The sequence below is a fragment of the Actinomadura sp. WAC 06369 genome (genome assembly GCF_003947565.1).
Classification (GTDB): Bacteria; Actinomycetota; Actinomycetes; order Streptosporangiales; family Streptosporangiaceae; genus Spirillospora; species Spirillospora rifamycini.
The window spans coordinates 81,933-101,260 of record NZ_QHJN01000002.1 but is presented as its reverse complement, the minus strand read 5'-3'; the positions used below and the strand labels follow the sequence as shown (position 1 = coordinate 101,260).

Here is a 19,328-nt window from a genome sequence, read left to right as displayed (position 1 = left end):
GCTAGATCCGGTATCCGAGGTAGGACTGCGCGACCTGCTCGTCCGCCCTGATGTCCGCCGCCGACCCCGACAGCGCGATGCGCCCGCTCTCCAGCACGTGCGCCTGATCGGCGATGCCCAGCGCGAGATGCGCGTTCTGCTCCACGACGACCACGGTGGTCCGCTCCTCCTCGTTGATCGACCGCACGATGCCGAACAGCTCCCGGGTGACCAGCGGCGCGAGGCCGAGGGACGGCTCGTCCAGCAGCAGCAGGCGCGGCCGGGACATCAGCGCGCGGCCGATCGCGAGCATCTGCTGCTCGCCGCCGCTGAGGCTCCCGGCGGCCTGCCGGGTCCGCTCCCGCAGCACCGGGAAGTGGCCGTACACCCGGTCCAGGTCGGCCTGGACGGCGGCGCGGTCGCGGCGCGCGAACGCCCCGAGCCGCAGGTTCTCCTCGACCGTCAGCGGGACGAACGTGCCGCGCCCCTCCGGCACGTGCGCGACGCCGCGCCGCGCGACGGCGTCCGGCGAGCGGCCGCCCAGCGGCGCCCCGTCCAGACGCACGTCGCCACGGCCCTTGACCATCCCGCAGAGCGCGCGCAGCAGCGTCGTCTTGCCTGCACCGTTCGGCCCGAGGATCGCGCAGATCTCGCCCTCGCCCACCCGCAGGCTCACCCCGTGCAGCACCCGCACGTCCCCGTAGCCCGCGCGGAGGTCGTCCACGGTGAGGAAGGCGCTCATGTCCTCGCTCCGCTCGGTCATGCCGCGGCTCCGAGGTACGCCTCGATGACCGCCGGGTCGCGCTGGACGTCCTCGGGCGGGCCCTCGGCGATCTTCTTGCCGAAGTCGAGGCACACAACGCGGTCGCAGGTGCCCATGACGAAGCCCATGTGGTGCTCGACGACGATGACCGTCACGTCGAAGTCGTCCCGGATCGTCTGGAGCAGGCCCGCGAACTCCCCGACCTCGCCGTGGCTGAGGCCGTTGACGGGCTCGTCCAGCAGGAGCAGCCGCGGCCGGGCGGCCAGCGCCCGCGCCAGCTCGACCCGCTTGAGCGTGCCGAACGGCAGCCCCGCCGCCGGATGGTCGGCGACGTCCGCGAGGTCCAGCCGCTCGAGCAGCCCGGCCGCCTCGCCCCGCAGCCGCGCCTCCTCCCGCCGGACGGACGGCAGCCGCAGGCTCGCGCCCGTGAACCCCGCGCGGCCGCGGTGGTGCGCGCCGACGAGGACGTTGTCCCGGACGGACATGCGCGGGAACAGGCCGAGGTTCTGGAACGTGCGGGCGATGCCGAGCCCCACGATCGCGTGCGGCGCGACCCCGAGCAGGTCGCGCCCCTCGTAGGAGATCGCCCCCTCGTCGGCGTCGTACCGTCTGGTCAGGCAGTTGAACAGGGTGGTCTTGCCGGCGCCGTTCGGCCCGATCAGCCCGACCATCGCACCGCGGTCGACGGCGAACCCGACGCCTCCCAGCGCGGTGATCCCGCCGAAGCGGACGGTGAGCCCGCGCACCTCCAGCATCCGGCCTCCCGAACCGCGTTCCGTACAGGGGCCGTCAGCGTAAAATCCGCGCTCACCTCGCACATTGGGCGCGGGAACCCAACCTGTGAGCGGGGAGTTGTCCGCGGAGAACAGCGGGCGTCCCGGGCCGGACGGTCCCCCGCCCGGCCCGGTTCCCGGCGGAGTGTCAGCTGCGGCCGAGCATCTCGGCGGTGAGGACGTCGCCGCCGAGGCCCCAGCCGCCATCGGGGACTTCCTCGACGAGAACCAGCGTGGTCGCCCGGGCCCGCTCGCCGTAGACGTCGACGTAGGCCGCGGTGACGGCGTCGATGAGCTTCTTCTTGGACTCGGGCTTCAGGGTGTCGGCGGGAACCTTGAGGTTGGCGAACGGCATGATGATGACCCCTTCGTGTGGTGATTCGGTTGGAGGCGTCCGGGGGCGGGAGGCCCTCGGCCACGCAGGTACGGCGGTGCGGCGCGGTCGGCCCGTCGGCTCGATGACCTCTCGCGCCGCGGCCGTCAGATGGCCCCGCCGTTCGCGCGCACGACCTGCCCGGTGACCCGGTGCCCGGCCGGGCTCGCCAGGAAGGAGACGACCTCGGCGATGTCCCCGGGCGCCCGACCACCGGACGCCGTGATCGCCTGCTCACTCATGACATCCCTCCCTCTTATCAGCGATACGGCATATCGATATCGTCGTTACGCCACGACGGTAGCACGCTTCCTATCATCGATAGCGTTAGGCGGTATCGTTGATCGCATGACGGAGACGGACCCGCTTCGCGCGGCGATGATCGAGGCCGCGGAGCGGCAGCTGGCGTCGTCCTCGGACCACGAGATCGCGACGCGCGCGGTCTGCGAGGCGGTCGGCGTGAGCCAGCCCGTGCTGTACCGGCTGTTCGGTGACAAGCGCGGGCTGCTCGACGCCGTCGCCGACCACGGCTACGAGCGGTACACCGTCCTCAAGGCCGCCCAGGAGCGGACCGGCGATCCGGTCGCCGACCTGCACGCCGGCTGGGACGGCCACATGGCGTTCGCGCAGGCGAACCCGGCCCTCTACCAGCTGATGTTCACCCCGCGGCCGTGGTCGCGCTCGACGGCGCGAGACCGCGTGATGGATCTGCTGGTGGCGACGCTCACGCGGTGCGCGGCGGCGGGCGCGCTGAAGCTCGCGCCGCGAACCGCCGCGCGGCTCATCCTGTCGGCGAACGTCGGAACGGCCTTGGACCACATCGCCGATCCGGCCCTGTTCGAGGACCCCGCGCCGTCCCACCGCATGCGCGACGCCGTGTTCGCGCACGTCCTGACCACAGCGACCGCCCGGGACGACGCCGACACGCTCCCCACCACCGCGCTGCACCTGCACGCGCAGCTCGATCTCGTCGGGACCGACGCCCTGGAGCCGGCAGAGATCGCCCTCCTACTGCGATGGCTCGAGCGCATCACGCAGCGCGGCGAGCGATGACAGCGGTGTCACGCGCCGCACGTCACCGCCGCGCGATCTCGAACCACACCGTGACCGGACGTCCCGTTTCCCGGCCGACGTCGAAGCCCCAGCAGTCCGACAGGCAGGAGACCATCGCCAGCCCCCTGCCGCACTCGGCCCAAGCGTCCGCCGCCGCCACCTTCACGACCGGCAGCGACACCGCCCCGCCGTCGTCGGTGATCTCGACCCGCACCCGGTCGACGGCCGTCAGGACGGCCGCCCGCACACCGCCGCCCGGACGCCTGCTGTCGGTGTACCGCAGCGCGTTCGTCGCGATCTCGTCCACCAGCAGGTCGAGGTCGGCGAGATCCACCCGGTCGGCGCCGAGCCGGACGACCTCGCGGCGCACCCAGCGCCGCACCGCCCGCACGTCCACGCCCCCGCCGCCACCCGTGATCCGCCCGGCCCCGTGACCGTCCCAGCCCCTCATCGGACGCCCCTCACCAGCGCGGACGCCGCACGCCACGTCCCGTCCGCGCCCGCACCGGCCGGGAATCGGGCCGAAAGGCCCCACACGTAGGCCCAGCAGCCGCCGTCAACTCATGATCGAACTCAAGCAACTCCGGGAATCGGCCGAACTAACGCAGGAACAGGCGGCGGACCGACTCGACTGGCATCCGACCAAAATCTTCAGGATCGAGACGGGCCGTACCGGACCGCACCCCAACGACGTTCGCGCCATGCTGGACATATACGGAGTTACCGACCTCGGCCCGCGAGAAGCGCTGCTCCAACTCGCCAAGGAGGCACGGAAACGTGGTTGGTGGTACTCCTATCGCGACGTGCTGCCCAGCAAGTACGAGTTCTACATCGGCATGGAATCGGAAGCATCGTCCATCCGAACGTTCGAACTCGCCGTCGTCCCTGGGTTGCTCCAGACCGAGAGCTACGCGCAGGCCCTCATCCGTGGTGGACCGCTGGAGCTTGAGGACGAGGAGATCCAGCGGCGCCTTGAGGTGCGTATCAATCGTCAACAGCTCCTCACCCGGCCGGATCGCCCCCAGCTTTGGGCGATCCTCGATGAGGCCGCGATCCGGCGGCGCATCGGCGGCCCGGAAGTGATGCGCACCCAGCTTCAGCACCTGGAGCGTTCAGCCCAAGGCAAGACCACCATTCAGATCGTCCCGTTCGGGGTGGGAGCGCACCCGGCTACAACGGGGCCATTCATCGTTCTGGGCTTTCCACGCCCCACCGACGTCGATGTCGCCTACATGGAAACCATCGGCGGCAACCTTTGGGTGGACAAGCCCGAGGAGGTCGAGCAGTACAGCACCGCCTTCGACCACCTCCGCGCGGTCGCTCTCAGCCCGGATGACACGCGGGATATGCTAAATACAGCCATAAAAGAGCTTTCGTAACCATCCGAGGAGACGCGGGATGACATCGACAGACCTGTCCCGTGCAGTCTGGCGCACCAGCAAGCGCAGCCAGCAAAACGGCGCGTGCGTCGAGATCGCCAACCTGGCCGCCCACATCGGGGTGCGCGACAGCAAGGCTCCGGACGCCGGGCACCTCACGCTCACCCCCGACGCGTGGGCCGCGTTCATGGCTGAGGCGCGAGGCGGTCGGTTCGACCTGGCCTGAGCCGGAACGCCCGGCTGGGTTCGCGCCGTGCCGTTACCGGCCGATCCGGTGACCTTCCGTGTCGAGCCAGACGAACTGGCCTTGCGGAGTGACGGTCAGGCCCCAGCGGTCGGCGACCGGGCGGCCGAGGCCGTCCCACCAGCGAAACGCGTCCTCCGCCTCCTGCCACAGGTCGCGCTCACCCGACTGCCGGACCGGGAACGCCAGTGAGGCACGCTTGCCGCGCTGGGCGCGCATCGGCATGAACGCCACGGCGTCCGGGCGGCCGGCCGAACCGGTGATCTCGCGCCCGACCCGGTCCGGCCCGGGCGGGACGCCGTCGTCCACTGCGTAAGCACATCCTGCCTTCGCGGCGTCCTCGGAAGTCGCGTCGGCGATCTTGTCGGTGCCGGACAGGACGAGCGGCGGCAGCACCTGCACGCCCGCCGTGCGATTCCCCCGCCTTGAGTCCTCCGGTGGCGTGCGGCGTCATCGGGGCTGCCGTGGGTTCGGTGTATCGCGGGCGTATCGAAAACCGCATACGCCACCGCAACAGTCTTCCGTCTTCAGTGGAGGCACTGGACACACATGGCGGGTGATCGGTTGCCGACGGCGGTCGCCGGTAGACCCGCAACGGTCGATTCGTCGATCGGGAAAGGACCGTGATCATGGGCTCGGAATCCGTACGTGGTGTCAATCGGCGGCGGCTGCTCGGGTGGGGCGGGCTGACGGCCGCCGGCGTGGTGGCGGCCGGCGCGCCGCTGATGGGCTCCCGTTCCGAGCGTGCCGTGGCTGCGGGACGGCGCCGTCCGGTCGACATCCCACCGGCCACCCGTCCCGGCGGAGCCTACGACCGGTACGTGGCGAAGCTTGCCGCCGAGGGCAAGTTCTCCGGCGTGGTGCTGTTGTCGTACAAGGGCCGGACGGTGCTGTCCCGCAGCTACGGCATGGCCGATGAGGAGAAGGGGATCCGCAATCACGAAGGCATCGCGTTCAGTCTCAGCTCGGCGGGCAAACCGTTCCATGCAGTGGCCATCTTGCAGCTGGCGCAGCAGGGCAAGCTGAAACTGTCGGACACGGTGGGCACCCACCTGGAGGGCTTCGCCGGGAACATCGCCGAGCAGGTGACCATCCACCACCTGCTGTCCGGCACCTCCGGGCTGGACAGCCCGGACGAGAACGTGCAACGCGTCTTCCAGAGCCGGGAGGAGGTGCACGAGTATTACAAGCAGCGTGCCCGGCAGGCGAAACTGGTGGGCGTCCCAGGCGTGCCCCGCGCCGCACACGCGGAGGCGGAGGTCACCATTCCCGCGCTGATCGTGGAGGCCGTGACCGGCACGACGTACTGGGACTACGTCCAGGAGAACATTTTCGAGCGCTGCGGCATGACCGGCTCGGCGTTCTACACCCGGCCGCAGTGGCTCACCGACGAGCACATCGCGCACCCGTACATGACGCTGGCGGACGGCAGCGTGGTGGACGCGGTCCGTAATCTGGACAAGAGCAGCCCGCACCCGCACGTCCTGGGCAAGAACCCGGGCCGCAGCTTCATCGATGCCCCCGGCGACGGCGGCTTCGCCACCGCACCGGATCTGGTCCGGTTCGCCCACGCACTGGACGACGGCACGGTGCTGGAGCGTCCCTGGGCCGACGTGCTCACCGGGGCCAAGATCCCCCACGGACCGAGGTCATTCGGGGCATACGGGATCCCGGTCTCCATCGTCAGCGGCCAGTGGCTGTACCAGCGCGCCGGCGGCAATGCCGGTGTCAGCGCCAACTGGGACATCTACCCGGACACCGGCTGGGTCGGTGTCATCCTCGGCAACTGCGACGGCGTGCCGATGCAGGAGATGATCGGGCGGGAGACACAGGCCGTCACCGGGGCTGCGCCCGGCGGCGGAGGTGGTGGCGGCTGAGTCGAAATGCCCCTGTCGCGGGCGGCGCCGGCACGGCGCGCACGGCGGCCGGACGCCCGTCCTCGGTGTTGGGCGCGGCCACCCATGCTCGGGGCGGGGAGTTGTCCGCCGAGAACAGCGCGCGTCTCGGAGTTGTCACAGGCCGTTGACGCTGCCGGGAACGGCAGGAATCATCCGGGCATGTCCGGTGGTCTCAGCACGGGAACGCTCACCGGTGCGGACACGGTCCGCACCGAACGCTCACGGATCCTCGCCGAACTCCTCACCATCGTCGACGAACTGGCGGACCGGGCCGTCGCCGCCATGCGGGCGGAGATCCCCGCGTACGCGGACCGGTCGGACGACTTCCTCGCGGACGTCCGCGAGCAGGTCGGCCGCCACTACCGCACCAAGCTCGCCGTGCTGCTGGAGGAGCGCACGGTCACCTTCGGGGACATCGCGTTCAGCCGCCGCGCGTCGATGCGGCGGGCGCGGGCCGGGTGCACGCTGGCCGACTACATCAACGCCTTCCGGGTGGGCCAGCAGGTCTTCTGGGAGGCGGTCGTGGCGCACGCGGGCCGCTCGGTCGCCGGGCAGGAGGCGGCGCTGACGCTGGCGTCGCCGCTGATGCGGTACTGCGACTTCGCCAGCACGCACGCCGCGAACGCGTACATGGAGTACCAGCGGTACGCGGCGGCGGAGAGCGTCCAGGCGAGCCGCGACCTGGTCGAGCTGCTGCTGGACGGCGAGGCGCCGACGCGCGGGCCGCAGCTGGCGACCGCGCACGCGCACGGGCTGGGCCCCGAGTCGCCGCTGGCCGTGGTCGCGGCCGTCGTGGTCGGCGGCGGGGCCGAGGCGGACGCCCGGCACGCGGCGTGCGCGGCGATCGCCCGCACCGTGGTCGGCCGGCACCGGACGCTGGCGGTCGTGCGGCGGTCGGAGATCGTGGCGCTGCCCGTGCTCGGCCCCGGCGGCGACCCCGGCGAGCTGTGCGACCGGCTCCAGGCCGTCCAGCGCGACCTGGCGGACGAGGGCATCGTGCTCGCGATGGGCATCAGCACGGTCGTCGAGGGCGCGGCGGACGTCCCCCGCGCCTTCCAGGAGGCGCGCGCGGTGCTGGAGTTCCTCCCGGAGGACGGCGGCGTGGCGGCGCTGCCGCGCATCTCCCCGTTCGAGTACATGGCGCTGCGGGCGGACGACACCGCGCGCCACCTGGTGGACCCGCGCGTCCTGGACCTGCTCGAGGAGGACCGGATGCGCGGCGGGGTGCTGACCGCGACGATCCGGGCGTTCGCCGCCGCCGACCTCAACCTGCGCGCCGCCGCCGAACACCTCCAGATCCACCACAACACCGCGCAGTACCGCCTCCGCCGCATCCAGCAGCGGACCGGGCGGAACCTGCGGCACATCACCGATCTCGTCGACCTGCTCGTCGCGATCGCCCTCCAGGACGTGCTGCCCCCGGCCACCAATCCCGGGCGGGAAAGACTGGTCTCCGCGACCAATGAGGAGGACGAGACCGGCGGCGTACCGTCGGCGCATGAATCTCGCTGAGCGGCTCCGGGCCGCCGCCGAACGGCTCGGCGGGCGCGCGGCCCTCACGCTCGACCGGGAGGGGCTCGGCTACCGCGAGCTGGAGCTGCGGAGCGCGCGGACGGGCGCGCTGCTGCGGCGGCGCGGGATCAGGCCGGGCGACCGGGTCGCGGTGATGCTCCCCAACGTGCCCGAGTTCGCCGTCGTCTACTACGGCATCCTGCGGATCGGGGCGGTGGCCGTCCCGCTCGATCCGCTGCTGAAGCGGCGGGAGGTCGCCGCGTACCTGGGCGACTGCGCGGCCCGGCTGGTGATCGCCTGGCACGCGTACGCGGAGACCGTCGAGGCGGGCACGGCCGGCACCCGCACCGACTACATGTTCGTCGTGCCGGGCGAGTGGGACCGGCTGCTGCGCGGCGTGCCGCCCGCGCCGGACATCGCCGCCGCGGCCGGCGGCGACACCGCGGTGCTCCTCTACAGCGCGGGGACGACCGGCCCGACGAAGGGCATCGAGCTGACGCACGCCAACCTCGGCGGCAACGCCGCGACGGTCGCGCGGATGCACGGGCTCGGCGTCGACGACGTCGTCCTCGGCGCGCTCCCGCTGTACCACGCGTTCGGGCAGACGTGCGCGCTGAACGCGACGGTCCACGCGGGCGCCCGGCTCGCCCTCCTCGAACGGTTCGACGCGGCGCGCGCGCTGGAGGCGGTCAGGCGGGACGGCGTGACGGTGTTCCACGGGGTCCCGGCGATGTTCATCGCGCTCCTCGACCATCCGGCCGTCTCCGACATGTCGCTCCTGCGGAGCTGCGTGTCCGGGGGCGCCGCCCTCCCGCTGGACGTCCTGCGCGCGTTCGACGCGCTCGGCTGCCGGATCATCGAGGGCTACGGGATGAGCGAGACGTCGCCGCTGGCGGCGTCCAACCGGGGCGGTGCGGGCCGCCGCCCCGGCTCGATCGGCCGGCCGGTCCACGGGGTGCGGATGCGGGTGGTCGGCGACGACGGGCGCGAACTGCCGCCGGGCGAGATCGGCGAGATCGCCGTGCGCGGCCCGAACGTGATGAAGGGCTACTGGAACGACCCGGCGGCGACCGCGGCCGCGATCCGCGACGGCTGGTTCCACACCGGCGACCTGGGCCGCGTCGACGGCGACGGCGTCTTCTACCTCGTCGACCGCCGCCGCGACGTGATCATCCGGGCCGGGTACACGGTGTATCCCCGGGAGGTGGAGGAGGTCCTGTACGAGCATCCGGCCGTGCGGCAGGCCGCGGTCGTCGGCGTCCCGCACCCGGAGGTCGGCGAGGAGATCACCGCGGTCGTGGCGCTGCGCGCCCCGGCGAGCGCCGCGGAGCTGCGCGCCTGGGTGCGCGACCGCGTCGCCGCCTACAAGTACCCGCGGATGATCAAGTTCCTGGACGAGCTGCCGACGGGCCCCACCGGCAAGATCCTCAAGCGCGCGCTCACGCCTCCCGCGGCGACGCCGCTGCGGTAGGCCCGTCGCGGCCCGCCAGCACGGACGACACCCGGTACACCACCGCGACCGCCGGGACGGCGATCACCGCGCCCGCGATGCCCGCCAGCAGCGTCCCGGCCGTCACCGCCATGATGATCACGACCGGATGCAGGTGCAGCGTCCGTCCCATGATCAGCGGCTGGAGCAGGTGGCTCTCGGCCTGCTGCACCACGAGCACCGCCACGAGCACGAGCAGCGCGTCGGTGACGCCGCCGCCGACGAACGCGATGAGCACCGCCGCCGCGCCCGCGATGATCGCGCCCGCGATCGGGACGAACGCCGCGACGAACGTCAGCATCGTCAGCGGCAGCGCGAACGGCACCCCGATCAGCACCAGCGCGAGCCCGATGCCGACCGCGTCCACGAGGGCGATCACGACGATGCCGTGCACGTACGACACGAGCGCCCGCCACCCGGCCCGTCCGGCCGCGTCGATCCGCTCCCGCCGCCGCTCGGGCGCGAGGCCCACGATCCAGCACCACATCTTCCTGCCGTCCTTCAGCATGAAAAACAGCAGGAACAGGGCGATCAGCGCGGCGGCCAGCACCTCGGCGGCCATGCTGGCGCCCGCCACCGGGTCCGGGGACGACCGCTGCGCGGCCCGCGTGATCGCGTCGACGACGCTGTTCAGCTGCCGCTCGCTGATCGGCAGCGGCCCGTTGACGAGCTGGTCGCGGGCCCGGTCGAGCCCCTCGGTGAGCCCGCGCCGCATCTGCTCCCACTGGTCGGCGGCCTGCCCGGTGACCAGCGCGACCGGCCCGGCGATCGCGAGGAGCAGGGTGAGCAGCCCCGCGAGCGCCCCCGCCCACGCGGGGGCCCGCAGCCGCCGCGTCCACCGCGCGACCGGCGTCATCAGCGCGGACAGCAGCAGCGCGGCGATGACCGCCATGGTCAGCGGCGCCAGCAGGACGAGGAAGTAGACGAGCAGCCCGATGGCCGCGGCGATCACCAGGAAGCACGCCGCGACCGCCGCCGCCTTCCGCAGCACGTCCGGAACGGCGCCGAACCCCTTGCCGTTGGTCACCCCGCCGCTACTACCCCGGCCCCCGCCCCGAAACCACGATGGCGGACGACGTGCGGCGGGGTCAGTGGGGGACGAGGCCGCCGTCGGCGAGGAGGACCTGGCCGGTGACGAAGCTGGCGGCGTCGGAGGCGAGGAAGAGCGCGGGGCCGACCATCTCGTCGGGGTCGGCCATGCGGTTCTGCAGGGCGGCGGTGGCCATCGCCTGCTGCACCTCGGGCGGGTTGTTGCGGACCATGAGGGTGTCGACGGTGCCGGGCGCGAGGGCGTTGACGCGGATGCCGCGGGGGGCGAACTCGGCGGCCATCGAGCGGGTGTAGGAGGCCATCGCGGCCTTCGCGGCGGCGTACATGGCGACGCCCGGCGACCACATGAACGCACCGGCGGAGATCACGTTGAGGACGGCCGCGCCGGGGCTCTCGGTGAGGTGGTCGAGGGCGCGCTGGACGAGGAAGACGGGGCCGCGGACGTTGACGTCCTGCGACTTCGCGAACGCCTCGGGGGTGAGGCCGCCGATGGGCTGGGCAAGCGGGTTCGCGGCGTTGTTGACGACGATGTCGAGGCGGCCGAACGTGTCGACGGTGCGGTCGACGAGGGCGTCCAGGGAGGCGAGGTCGCCGAGGTGGGTCGGGACGCCGAGGGCCGCGCCGCCCATCGCCTTCAGGTGCGCCTCCGTCTCCGCGCAGGGCTCGGGCTTGCGGCTGGCGACCACGACGCTCGCACCGGCGGCGACGAAGCCCTCGGCGATGGAGCGGCCGATGCCGCGGGTGCCGCCGGTGATGATCGCGACGCGTCCGGTCAGGTCGAACAGGGTCCGCAGCTTCTCGGCGTCCACGGTGGCCTCCCGGGCACTCTGCGACGATTTGCGACCTTTGTATCAGAAGTCGGGATCATCGCCGATGACCTTCCCCGGGTTGAAGAGGTCCAGCGGGTCGAGGGCCCGCTTGACCGCGTGCTGCATCGCGCGGACGCCGAGGGGCAGTTCGCGCTGCATGCCGCCGCGCTTCAGGAGGCCGACGCCGTGCTCGCCGGTGACGGTGCCGCGCAGGTCGATCGCGGCCCGGAGCAGCTCCTCGAACGCGGCCTGCGCGGCGGCGCGGGCGGCGTCGTCGCCGGGCGGGGTGATCAGCAGCGGGTGCAGGTTGCCGTCGCCGGCGTGCGCGATGGTGGCGATGCGGACGCCGTGCCGGCGGCCGATCTCCTCGGTGCGGGCCAGCATCGCCGGGACGGACGAGCGGGGCACGCAGACGTCCTCGGTCAGGACGGGCCCGAGCCGTTCGAGCGCGGGGTAGGCGAGCCGGCGGGCCTCGAACAGGGCGTCGGCCTCGACGGGGTCGGTGGACTGCTCGGCCCACGCGGCGCCCGCGTCCCGGAAGATCGCCGCGAGGGCGGCGGCCTCGTCGTCGCCGGACGGGCCGGGCGTGTCGACGCTCGCGAGCAGGAGGGCCTCGGCGCCCGGGTGGATGCCGAGGTGCTTCCACTCCTCGACGGCCTCCAGGCAGGCGCGGTCGAGGAGTTCGAGGGCGGCGGGGACGAGCCCGCGGGAGGTGGCGGCGGCGACGGCGCGGCCCGCGGCGACGATGTCGTCGAAGGCGCCGACGACGGTGCGGGGCGCGTCGCGGCGGGCGGGCCGGAGCCGGAGGGTGACCTCGGTGACGACGCCGAGGGTGCCCTCGGAGCCGACGAACAGGCCGGTGAGGTCGTACCCGGCGACGCCCTTGGTGGTGCGGCGGCCGAGGTCGACGCGGGTGCCGTAGGCGCCGGCGGGCCCGCCCACGACGGCCTGGAGGCCGAGGACGTAGTCGCGGGTCACGCCGTACTTGAGGCAGCACAGGCCGCCCGCGTTGGTGGCGACGTTGCCGCCGATGGTGGACCAGGGCGCGCTGGCGGGGTCCGGCGGGTACCAGAGGCCGTGCTCGGCGACGGCCTTCTTCAGGTCGTCGTTGACGACGCCGGGCTGGACGACCGCGACCATGTTCTCGGCGTCGATCTCGACGACGGCGTCCATCGCGGACAGGTCGAGGACGAGGCAGCCGTCGACGGCGTTGGCGCCGCCGGACAGCCCGGTCCCGGCGCCGCGCGGCACGACGGGGATCCGCAGCTCGGCGCAGGCGGCGACGGCGCGGGCGACCTCGTCGGACGAGCGCGCCCGCAGCGCCGCGACCGGCGCGCCGGCCGGCGCCCACTCGGCCTCGTCGTGGCCGAGGCCCGCGAGGACGTCGGCGTCGGTGATGAGGCGCGCGCCGGGCAGTGCCGCGGCGAGCACGTCGACCTGCGTGGAAGAAATGGGGCACACCTCGCTTTCCGGGAGCCGATGCTATGCGGTGGCCGCGCGCGTCGGCCATGGAGGTTCTCCCCACCCGCTCAGGGGTTCGGTGGAGGGTCTCCCCCCAGGTCGGCGGCGAGGCGGTGCAGCCGCAGGGCGAGCTGGACGTCGAGGGCGCGGTCGCCGTCCCGCCAGCCGGCGCCGAGCAGCGCGGTGATCCTGTCGAGCCGCTGGTACAGCGTGTTCGGGTGGATGTGCAGCGCGGCGGCGGTGGCGGTGTGGCGGCGGCCGCCGCCGAGGAACGCGTCCGCCGTGCGCACGAGGTCGCCGCCGCGCCGCTCGTCGTGGTCGAGCAGCGGCCCCAGCGTCGCGCGGACGAACCGGTCGGCGTCCGCGCGCCCGGAGCGGCTCAGCAGGTACCGGTAGGGGCCGAGGTCGGCGGGCGCGGCGCAGGCCCCCTCCCGGGCGAGGCTCCGCAGGACGGTCGCGCACGCGGCCGCGTCGGCGTGCGCGGCGGCGAGGCCGGCGGCGCCGGCGGCGGGGCCGCCGAGGCCGCACGTCGCGCCGAGCGTCGCCGCGAACGCCCGCAGGACGTCCTTGTCCGCGCGGACGAACGCGACCGGGCGCCCGCGCAGCCGGGCGGCGATCCCGCCGTGCTCCCGGACGAGGTCGTCGAGCCGCGCCTGGACGCGGGCGTCGTCGGCGGCGTCGACGACCAGCACCCGGTGCGGGACCCGCGGGTCGAGGCCCAGCGGCCGGGCGCGGCGGGCGAACGCGGCCTCGTCGCCGACGCGGCCCGCGACGAGCCGCTCCACGAGGTCGTCGGCGGTGCGCCGCTCCGCGTCGCCGACGGCCCGCTCGACGACCAGGACGAGCGCGAGCGTCATCGCGGCCCCCTCCAGCACCCGGACGTCCCGGTCGTGCAGCGGCGCGTCGGGCGTGACCCGCAGGGCCCCGAAGTAGGTGTGCGCGGACGCGACGGGGACGGTGACGGTGCGGCCGTCGCGGCGGGTGCGGCGCTCGGCGGCGAACGCGGCGGCGGGGCTGTCCCCGGCCGGCGGCGCGGCGGTCCGCACGGCGCCGCCGGACGCGGCGACGCGCGGCCGGTCCCGGTCGTCGACGAGCAGCACGGTCCCGGGGAACTCGGCGGACACCGCGAGCACGACCTCCTCGGCGCCGCCGCCGCGCAGCGCGACGCCGAGCATCCGGCCGTGCACGCGGGCGGCCCGCTCGGCGCCGTCCACGCGCCGCCGCAGCTCGTCGTTCGCGGCGGTCAGCTCGGCGGCCGCCCGCCGGTGCCCGGTGATCAGCCGGGCGTTGGCGATGGCGACGGCCGCGAACGAGGCGAGCGACGTCAGGAACGCCATCTCCCGCCCGGTGAAGTCCCGGACGCTCCGCTGCGCGATCATCAGCACGCCGTCGACGCGCCCGCGCAGCCGCAGCGGGACGCCGACGATCGTCCGCAGCCCCTCCTCGCGGACGACCCGGTCGACGGCGTCGCTGCGCAGGAGGTCGCGGTCGGCGAGGTAGTCGGCGCTGCGCACCGGCTCGCCCCGGTCGGCGACGCGCCCGGCGACGCCCACCCGGGGCGCGAGCCGGACGCCGCGCAGCCGCGGCCCGAGCGACCCGTCGGTCACCTCGATGGTGAGGGCGCCGTCGTCGCCGGGCAGCGCGAGGTAGGCGATGTCGACGTCGAGCAGCCGCCGCGCCTGCGCGACGACGTCCTGCAGCAGCGCGTCCAGGTCGTGGACGCCCGACAGCCGCAGCGCCAGGTCGTACAGCGCCTGGAGCTCACGGGTGTCCACCGGGTGAAGGCTACCGCCGGGGCGGCCGGGGCCTTCGGTGAGAGAGCGTTGAGCGTTGCCTGAGAGAACGGTGAGAAAGGCCCGTACCCGGCGCCGGCAGGGGATACGGGGTGATTACTGTGAGTGCATGGAATCTGGCACGCGGGAGGCCGCGCGGATCCTGATCGTGGACGACGAGCCGGCGGTGCGGGAGGCGCTGGCCGGGAGCCTGGAGTTCGAGGGCTACCGGACCGCGGAGGCCGCCGACGGCGCCGCGGCGCTCGACGCGGTGGCGCGCGAGCACCCCGACCTGGTCGTCCTCGACGTGCTGATGCCGCGGATGGACGGCCTGACGGCGTGCCGGCGGCTGCGGGCGCTCGGCGAGGCCGTCCCGGTCCTGATGCTGACCGCCCGGGACATGGTGGGCGACCGGGTGACGGGCCTGGACGCGGGCGCGGACGACTACCTGGCGAAGCCGTTCGAGCTCGACGAGCTGCTCGCGCGGGTGCGGGCGCTGCTGCGGCGCAGCCGGATGACCGCGGCCGCGGGCCCCGCGCGCGACGGCGTCCTCGCGTTCGACGACCTGCGGATGGACACCGCGACCCGGGAGGTGACGCGCGCCGGGCGCCCCCTAGAGCTGACGCGCACCGAGTACATGCTGCTGGAGACGCTCCTGGCGCACCCCAGGCAGGTGCTGACGCGCGAGCAGATCCTGAAGGCGGTGTGGGGGTTCGACTTCGAGCCCGCGTCGAACTCCCTGGACGTGTACGTGATGTACCTGCGCCGCAAGACGGAGGCGGGCGGGATGCCGCGGCTGGTGCACACCGTCCGGGGCGTCGGGTACGTGCTGCGGACGGCCCGATGAGGACCGCGCCGGGAATCCTCATGCGGGCTTAACCGGCGCCTCAGGGCGTTCCCACACGGGCCGGTGAACGTGGCCGGCATGAGTCACCTAGTCACCGAACGGGGCACGCCCGCCGCGCCTCCCCCGTCCCCCCGGGACGGCGGGGGCCGGGGCCGGCTGGTGGAAGTGGTCGTGCCCGTGCACAACGAGGAGCACGTGCTCGCCGCCGCCATCGGGCGGCTGCACGCCTACCTCGCCGAGACCTTCCCGTACGCGTTCCGCGTCACGGTCGTCGACAACGCCAGCACGGACGGCACCTGGACGGTCGCGCGGCGGCTGGCGTCCGAGCACGAGCGGGTCCGCGCGGTCCGGCTCGACCTCAAGGGGCGCGGCCGCGCGCTGCGGCACGCGTGGAGCACCAGCGACGCCGACGTCGTCGCGTACATGGACGTCGACCTGTCCACCGGCCTGGACGCCTTCCTGCCGCTGGTCGCGCCGCTCATCTCCGGGCACAGCGACCTGGCGATCGGCAGCCGGCTCACCCGGGGCTCGGCGGTGGTGCGCGGGCCGCGCCGGGAGGCGATCTCCCGCTGCTACAACCTGCTGCTGCGCGCCGCGCTCGCCGCCGGGTTCAGCGACGCGCAGTGCGGCTTCAAGGCCGCCCGCACCGAGATCGTCCAGGCGCTGCTGCCGCGGGTCGAGGACGAGGAGTGGTTCTTCGACACCGAGCTGCTGCTGCTCGCCGAGCGCAACGGGCTGCGCATCCACGAGGTCCCGGTGGACTGGGTGGACGACCCCGACAGCCGCGTCGACGTGCTGCGCACGGCCCGCGACGACCTGCGCGGCATGGCGCGGGTGGGCCGCCGCATGCTGACGGGCGCGTTCCGCGCGCCCGTCGAGGGGAGGGGCACGGACGGGCGGGCCGCGCCCCGGCTGCCCGCCGGGATGGCGCACCAGCTCCCGATGTTCGCGGTCGTCGGGATCATCTCGACGATCACCCAGCTCGTCCTGTTCGTCCTGTTCCGCCGGGTGATGGGGCCGCTGTGGGCGAACGCCCTGTCGCTCGCCCTCACCGCGGTCGGCAACACGGCCGCGAACCGGCGCTTCACCTTCGGCGTCACCGGGCCCGGGCGGGCGCTCCGCCACCAACTCGAAGGGGGCCTGGCGTTCCTGACGGGGCTGGCGCTCGGCACGGGCGGGCTCGCCCTGCTGCACGCCGCCGCGCCCGGCGCGTCCCGCACCGTGGAGATCGCCGCGCTCGTCGCCGCGAACGGCACGGCGACGCTGGTGCGCTTCCTGCTGATGCGCGCCTGGATCTTCCACCCGCGCCGCCTGGCCCGGGGCTCCGGGGCGCGGGGCGCCCACGCCGCCGAGGAGACCGGGGGGCCGGTGTCATGACCGCGACCACGCTCCCCCCGGCGCCCGCGCGAGCACCGGCCGCGCGCGGACGCGTCCGGCGGCTGCTCCTCGGCGCGCCGGACGACCCGCGCTGGGCGCGGCCCGCGCTGTGGGCCGTCCTCGCCGTCGCCGCCGCCCTCTACACGTGGAGGCTGACGGAGGCGGGGCACGCGAACGCGTACTACTCGGCCGCCGTCATGAGCGGCACGCAGAGCTGGAAGGCGTTCTTCTTCGGCTCCCTGGACGCCGGCTCCTTCATCACCGTCGACAAGCCGCCGATGGCGCTGTGGGCGATGGGCCTGCTCGCCCGCGTCATCGGCGTCGGCTCCTGGAGCCTGCTGCTGCCGCAGGCCGCCGCGGGCGTCGCCGCCATCGCCGTCCTGTACGCGGCGGTGCGGCGGCCCTTCGGGCACCCGGCGGCGCTCGTCGCGGCGTCCGTCCTGGCCCTCACCCCGATCACCGTCGCGATCAACCGCGACAACAACCCGGACACGCTGCTGCTCCTGTTCCTGGCCGGCGCCGTCTGGGCGACCCGGCGCGCCATCGAGACCGGACGGCTCCGCCCGCTGCTGCTCGCGGCGCTCCTCGTCGGCTGCGGGTTCAACACCAAGATGCTGCAGGCGTTCATCATCGTGCCCGCGCTCGCGCTCGCGTACCTGGTCGCGGCGCGCCCCGGGCTCGCGCGGCGCGCGCTGCACCTGCTCGCGGCCGGGGCGGTCCTCGCCGTGTCGAGCTTCTGGTGGATCGCGATCGTGGACCTCGTCCCGGCGGACCGCCGCCCCTTCATCGGCGGCAGCACGGACGGGACCGCCCGGGACCTCGTCCTCGGCTACAACGGCCTCGGCCGCGTCTTCGGTCAGGGCGGCGGGCCGGGCGGCGGTGCCGGGTTCGGCGGCGCGCCCGGTGCCGGGCGCCTGTTCAACGACACGATCGGCGGCCAGATCTCCTGGCTGCTCCCGCTCGCGGCGATCTTCCTCGCCGCCGGCCTCGCCCTGACCCTGCGCCGCCCGCGCACGGACGCGACCCGCGCGTCGCTGCTGCTGTGGGGCGGCTCCCTGGCCCTGCACTACGCCGTGTTCAGCTTCGCGCAGGGCACCTTCCACCCCTACTACACGACCGCGATGGCCCCCGCGATCGCCGCGCTCACCGGCGGCGGCGCCGTCCTCCTGCTGGACGCCTCGCGCCGCTCGGCCGCGTGGGCGTGGATCCTCCCGGCGGGCATCGCCGTCACCGGCTGGTGGGCGGTCACCCTGCTCGGCCGCACCCCCGGCTGGAACCCGTGGCTGCGCTGGGCCGTCGCCGGGACCGCCGTCCTCGCCGTCGCCACCCTCGCGGCCGCCCGGCTCCCGCGCGCCGCCCGCCCGGGACGTCCCGTCCTGCGGGCCGGGCTGATGTGCGCGCTCGTCGCGGCGCTGGCCGGACCGGGCGCCTACGCGGTGTCGGCCGCCGCGACGACCCCGAACGCCGTGAACCCGCTCGCGGGCCCGTCCGCGGGCGGCGGCCCGGGAGGCGGTCGCGGCATGCCACCGGGCATGGACGGCTCCGCACAAGGCGGCCCCCCGCCCGACGGCACGCCATCTGGAGGCACCGCGCCCGACGGCGCCGCGCCCGGGGGCGCTGGGACCGGGGGCGCTGGGACCGACGGAACCGCGCAAAGCGGGGCCGCGCCCGGCGGCACTGCGCCCGGCGGCGCTGGGACCGGCGGCGCCACGCCCGGCGGCACTGCGCCCGGCGGCACCGCGCCCGGGGGCGCTGGGACCGGCGGCACCGCGCCCGGCGGCGCTGGGACCGGCGGCGCCCCCCAGGACGGCGCCACCCAGGACGGCGCCGCGCCTGGGCGCTATCCCCCGGACGGTAGGTGGTTCGGTGGGCGGGGGCGTGGGCCGGGTGGGCGGTCGGCGTTCGGCGGCGGGCCCGGCATGGGCGGCGTGAACGCGCGGATGATCGACTACCTGGAGCGGAACCAGGGCGACGCGACGTGGCTCGTGGCGGTGCCGAGCGCGCAGGAGGCGTCGCAGATCATCCTGCGGACCGGACGGGCGGCCATCGCCATGGGCGGCTTCACCGGAAGCGATCCCGCGATGACCGTCGAGAAGCTCCGGCGGCTCGTCGCGGACGGCGAGCTGCGGTACATCGTCGGCGGCGGCGGCATGGGCGGTCCCGCCGGACGCGGCGACGCGGACGTCACCGCGTGGGTGCAGGAGAACGGGACGCTCGTCCAGCCGAGCGAGTACGGCGGCACCGCGTCGACCTCTTCCGACTCGTCGTCCGCGTGGTCCGGCGCCGGGCTCTACCGGCTCGGCTGACGGGAGGACCACCATGACCTCGACACTTCCGAGGCGCTGACGCCGGTGGCGGCGCTCATGTTCCGGTTCAACAACCCGGACGCACCGCTGGTGTTCGCCGCGGCCTGCGTGGGGACGGGTTTCCTGGCCAAGATGCTGCAGGCGTTCCTGGTGGTGCCGGTGTTCGCGCTCGTGTACCCGGTGACCGCGCCGGCGGCGGCTGTGGCGGCTCGTCCTGCCGGCGGCCGGGCCGTGGGCGGATCA

Annotated in this window: 19 protein-coding genes; 9 read left to right on the top strand and 10 right to left on the bottom strand. The window is 74.3% G+C overall.

Features of this window, described 5'->3' with window-relative positions; all coding sequences use genetic code 11:
• Nucleotide 1 precedes the first annotated feature (1 nt).
• The 4 genes from DMH08_RS01515 to DMH08_RS42275 all read right to left on the bottom strand — a co-directional run bounded on the left by DMH08_RS01515 (nt 2) and on the right by DMH08_RS42275 (nt 2,130).
• Entirely contained in the window at nt 2-742 is a 741-nt protein-coding gene (locus DMH08_RS01515; protein WP_233617341.1) for an ABC transporter ATP-binding protein, read from the bottom strand.
• A complete protein-coding gene (locus DMH08_RS01510; protein ID WP_125611156.1) occupies nt 739-1,497 on the bottom strand; it encodes an ABC transporter ATP-binding protein in 759 nt (252 codons plus the stop codon). The genes DMH08_RS01515 and DMH08_RS01510 overlap by 4 nt, the downstream gene beginning before the upstream one ends.
• Before the next feature lie 166 nt (nt 1,498-1,663).
• Nucleotides 1,664-1,870, bottom strand: a complete 207-nt coding sequence (locus tag DMH08_RS01505) for a tautomerase family protein (RefSeq protein ID WP_026405166.1) — start codon at nt 1,868-1,870, stop codon at nt 1,664-1,666.
• 125 nt (nt 1,871-1,995) lie between these two features.
• Complete coding sequence (locus DMH08_RS42275) at nt 1,996-2,130, bottom strand: hypothetical protein (RefSeq protein ID WP_267898518.1); 135 nt, start codon at nt 2,128-2,130, stop codon at nt 1,996-1,998.
• A 106-nt stretch (nt 2,131-2,236) separates the two neighbouring features.
• Here DMH08_RS42275 and DMH08_RS01495 point away from each other — a divergent pair, with 106 nt between their 5' ends.
• Entirely contained in the window at nt 2,237-2,941 is a 705-nt protein-coding gene (locus DMH08_RS01495; protein ID WP_125611154.1) for a TetR/AcrR family transcriptional regulator, read from the top strand.
• Nucleotides 2,942-2,963: 22 nt separating this feature from the next.
• Here DMH08_RS01495 and DMH08_RS01490 read toward each other — a convergent pair whose 3' ends face one another.
• Nucleotides 2,964-3,392: an ATP-binding protein gene (locus tag DMH08_RS01490; protein WP_125611152.1), complete on the bottom strand. Its 429-nt coding sequence runs from the start codon at nt 3,390-3,392 to the stop codon at nt 2,964-2,966.
• 112 nt (nt 3,393-3,504) lie between these two features.
• Here DMH08_RS01490 and DMH08_RS01485 point away from each other — a divergent pair, with 112 nt between their 5' ends.
• Together DMH08_RS01485 and DMH08_RS01480 are read left to right on the top strand one after the other, a co-directional pair.
• Nucleotides 3,505-4,320, top strand: coding sequence for a helix-turn-helix domain-containing protein (locus DMH08_RS01485; protein ID WP_125611150.1), 816 nt, complete (start codon nt 3,505-3,507; stop codon nt 4,318-4,320).
• 19 nt (nt 4,321-4,339) lie between these two features.
• Nucleotides 4,340-4,546, top strand: coding sequence for a DUF397 domain-containing protein (locus DMH08_RS01480; protein WP_026405163.1), 207 nt, complete (start codon nt 4,340-4,342; stop codon nt 4,544-4,546).
• A 33-nt stretch (nt 4,547-4,579) separates the two neighbouring features.
• On the opposite strand, the gene DMH08_RS01475 is transcribed toward DMH08_RS01480, so the two are convergent.
• The gene (locus tag DMH08_RS01475; RefSeq protein ID WP_125611148.1) at nt 4,580-4,966 is read right to left on the bottom strand and encodes a hypothetical protein; all 387 of its coding nucleotides are present in this window, start codon (nt 4,964-4,966) and stop codon (nt 4,580-4,582) included.
• A gap of 227 nt (nt 4,967-5,193) precedes the next feature.
• Here DMH08_RS01475 and DMH08_RS01470 point away from each other — a divergent pair, with 227 nt between their 5' ends.
• The 3 genes from DMH08_RS01470 to DMH08_RS01460 all read left to right on the top strand — a co-directional run bounded on the left by DMH08_RS01470 (nt 5,194) and on the right by DMH08_RS01460 (nt 9,445).
• Nucleotides 5,194-6,441 carry a serine hydrolase domain-containing protein gene (locus DMH08_RS01470; protein WP_125611146.1) on the top strand — a complete coding sequence of 416 codons (1,248 nt, stop codon included), beginning with the start codon at nt 5,194-5,196 and terminating at the stop codon, nt 6,439-6,441.
• A 180-nt stretch (nt 6,442-6,621) separates the two neighbouring features.
• Nucleotides 6,622-7,974, top strand: a complete 1,353-nt coding sequence (locus tag DMH08_RS01465) for a PucR family transcriptional regulator (RefSeq protein WP_125611144.1) — start codon at nt 6,622-6,624, stop codon at nt 7,972-7,974.
• Complete coding sequence (locus tag DMH08_RS01460; protein ID WP_125611142.1) at nt 7,961-9,445, top strand: long-chain-fatty-acid--CoA ligase; 1,485 nt, start codon at nt 7,961-7,963, stop codon at nt 9,443-9,445. The genes DMH08_RS01465 and DMH08_RS01460 overlap by 14 nt, the downstream gene beginning before the upstream one ends.
• On the opposite strand, the gene DMH08_RS01455 is transcribed toward DMH08_RS01460, so the two are convergent.
• The 4 genes from DMH08_RS01455 to DMH08_RS01440 all read right to left on the bottom strand — a co-directional run bounded on the left by DMH08_RS01455 (nt 9,414) and on the right by DMH08_RS01440 (nt 14,558).
• Nucleotides 9,414-10,490, bottom strand: coding sequence for an AI-2E family transporter (locus tag DMH08_RS01455; protein ID WP_125611140.1), 1,077 nt, complete (start codon nt 10,488-10,490; stop codon nt 9,414-9,416). The genes DMH08_RS01460 and DMH08_RS01455 overlap by 32 nt on opposite strands.
• Before the next feature lie 61 nt (nt 10,491-10,551).
• The gene (locus tag DMH08_RS01450; protein ID WP_125611138.1) at nt 10,552-11,322 is read right to left on the bottom strand and encodes an SDR family NAD(P)-dependent oxidoreductase; all 771 of its coding nucleotides are present in this window, start codon (nt 11,320-11,322) and stop codon (nt 10,552-10,554) included.
• Nucleotides 11,323-11,364: 42 nt separating this feature from the next.
• Nucleotides 11,365-12,783, bottom strand: coding sequence for an FAD-binding oxidoreductase (locus DMH08_RS01445; RefSeq protein WP_233617340.1), 1,419 nt, complete (start codon nt 12,781-12,783; stop codon nt 11,365-11,367).
• A 68-nt stretch (nt 12,784-12,851) separates the two neighbouring features.
• Nucleotides 12,852-14,558, bottom strand: a complete 1,707-nt coding sequence (locus DMH08_RS01440) for a helix-turn-helix domain-containing protein (protein WP_125611136.1) — start codon at nt 14,556-14,558, stop codon at nt 12,852-12,854.
• A 127-nt stretch (nt 14,559-14,685) separates the two neighbouring features.
• Between DMH08_RS01440 and DMH08_RS01435 the strand changes: the two genes are divergently transcribed.
• The 3 genes from DMH08_RS01435 to DMH08_RS01425 all read left to right on the top strand — a co-directional run bounded on the left by DMH08_RS01435 (nt 14,686) and on the right by DMH08_RS01425 (nt 19,085).
• A complete protein-coding gene (locus DMH08_RS01435; RefSeq protein WP_125611134.1) occupies nt 14,686-15,402 on the top strand; it encodes a response regulator transcription factor in 717 nt (238 codons plus the stop codon).
• Between the two features lie 78 nt (nt 15,403-15,480).
• Complete coding sequence (locus DMH08_RS01430; protein WP_125611132.1) at nt 15,481-16,779, top strand: bifunctional glycosyltransferase family 2/GtrA family protein; 1,299 nt, start codon at nt 15,481-15,483, stop codon at nt 16,777-16,779.
• Nucleotides 16,776-19,085, top strand: a complete 2,310-nt coding sequence (locus DMH08_RS01425; RefSeq protein WP_125611130.1) for a glycosyltransferase family 39 protein — start codon at nt 16,776-16,778, stop codon at nt 19,083-19,085. Before DMH08_RS01430 ends, DMH08_RS01425 begins: the two co-directional genes overlap by 4 nt.
• Nucleotides 19,086-19,328: the final 243 nt, after the last annotated feature.

Bases quoted from the DNA above. Each gene is read 5' to 3' on its own strand.
- DMH08_RS01480 (WP_026405163.1), top strand. From the start codon at position 4,340: ATGACATCGACAGACCTGTCCCGTGCAGTCTGGCGCACCAGCAAGCGC.
- DMH08_RS01510 (WP_125611156.1), bottom strand. From the start codon at position 1,497: ATGCTGGAGGTGCGCGGGCTCACCGTCCGCTTCGGCGGGATCACCGCG.
- DMH08_RS01430 (WP_125611132.1), top strand. From the start codon at position 15,481: ATGAGTCACCTAGTCACCGAACGGGGCACGCCCGCCGCGCCTCCCCCG.
- DMH08_RS01485 (WP_125611150.1), top strand. From the start codon at position 3,505: ATGATCGAACTCAAGCAACTCCGGGAATCGGCCGAACTAACGCAGGAA.
- DMH08_RS01515 (WP_233617341.1), bottom strand. From the start codon at position 742: ATGACCGAGCGGAGCGAGGACATGAGCGCCTTCCTCACCGTGGACGAC.
- DMH08_RS01490 (WP_125611152.1), bottom strand. From the start codon at position 3,392: ATGAGGGGCTGGGACGGTCACGGGGCCGGGCGGATCACGGGTGGCGGC.
- DMH08_RS01495 (WP_125611154.1), top strand. From the start codon at position 2,237: ATGACGGAGACGGACCCGCTTCGCGCGGCGATGATCGAGGCCGCGGAG.
- DMH08_RS01465 (WP_125611144.1), top strand. From the start codon at position 6,622: ATGTCCGGTGGTCTCAGCACGGGAACGCTCACCGGTGCGGACACGGTC.
- DMH08_RS01470 (WP_125611146.1), top strand. From the start codon at position 5,194: ATGGGCTCGGAATCCGTACGTGGTGTCAATCGGCGGCGGCTGCTCGGG.
- DMH08_RS42275 (WP_267898518.1), bottom strand. From the start codon at position 2,130: ATGAGTGAGCAGGCGATCACGGCGTCCGGTGGTCGGGCGCCCGGGGAC.
- DMH08_RS01505 (WP_026405166.1), bottom strand. From the start codon at position 1,870: ATGCCGTTCGCCAACCTCAAGGTTCCCGCCGACACCCTGAAGCCCGAG.
- DMH08_RS01425 (WP_125611130.1), top strand. From the start codon at position 16,776: ATGACCGCGACCACGCTCCCCCCGGCGCCCGCGCGAGCACCGGCCGCG.
- DMH08_RS01435 (WP_125611134.1), top strand. From the start codon at position 14,686: ATGGAATCTGGCACGCGGGAGGCCGCGCGGATCCTGATCGTGGACGAC.
- DMH08_RS01460 (WP_125611142.1), top strand. From the start codon at position 7,961: ATGAATCTCGCTGAGCGGCTCCGGGCCGCCGCCGAACGGCTCGGCGGG.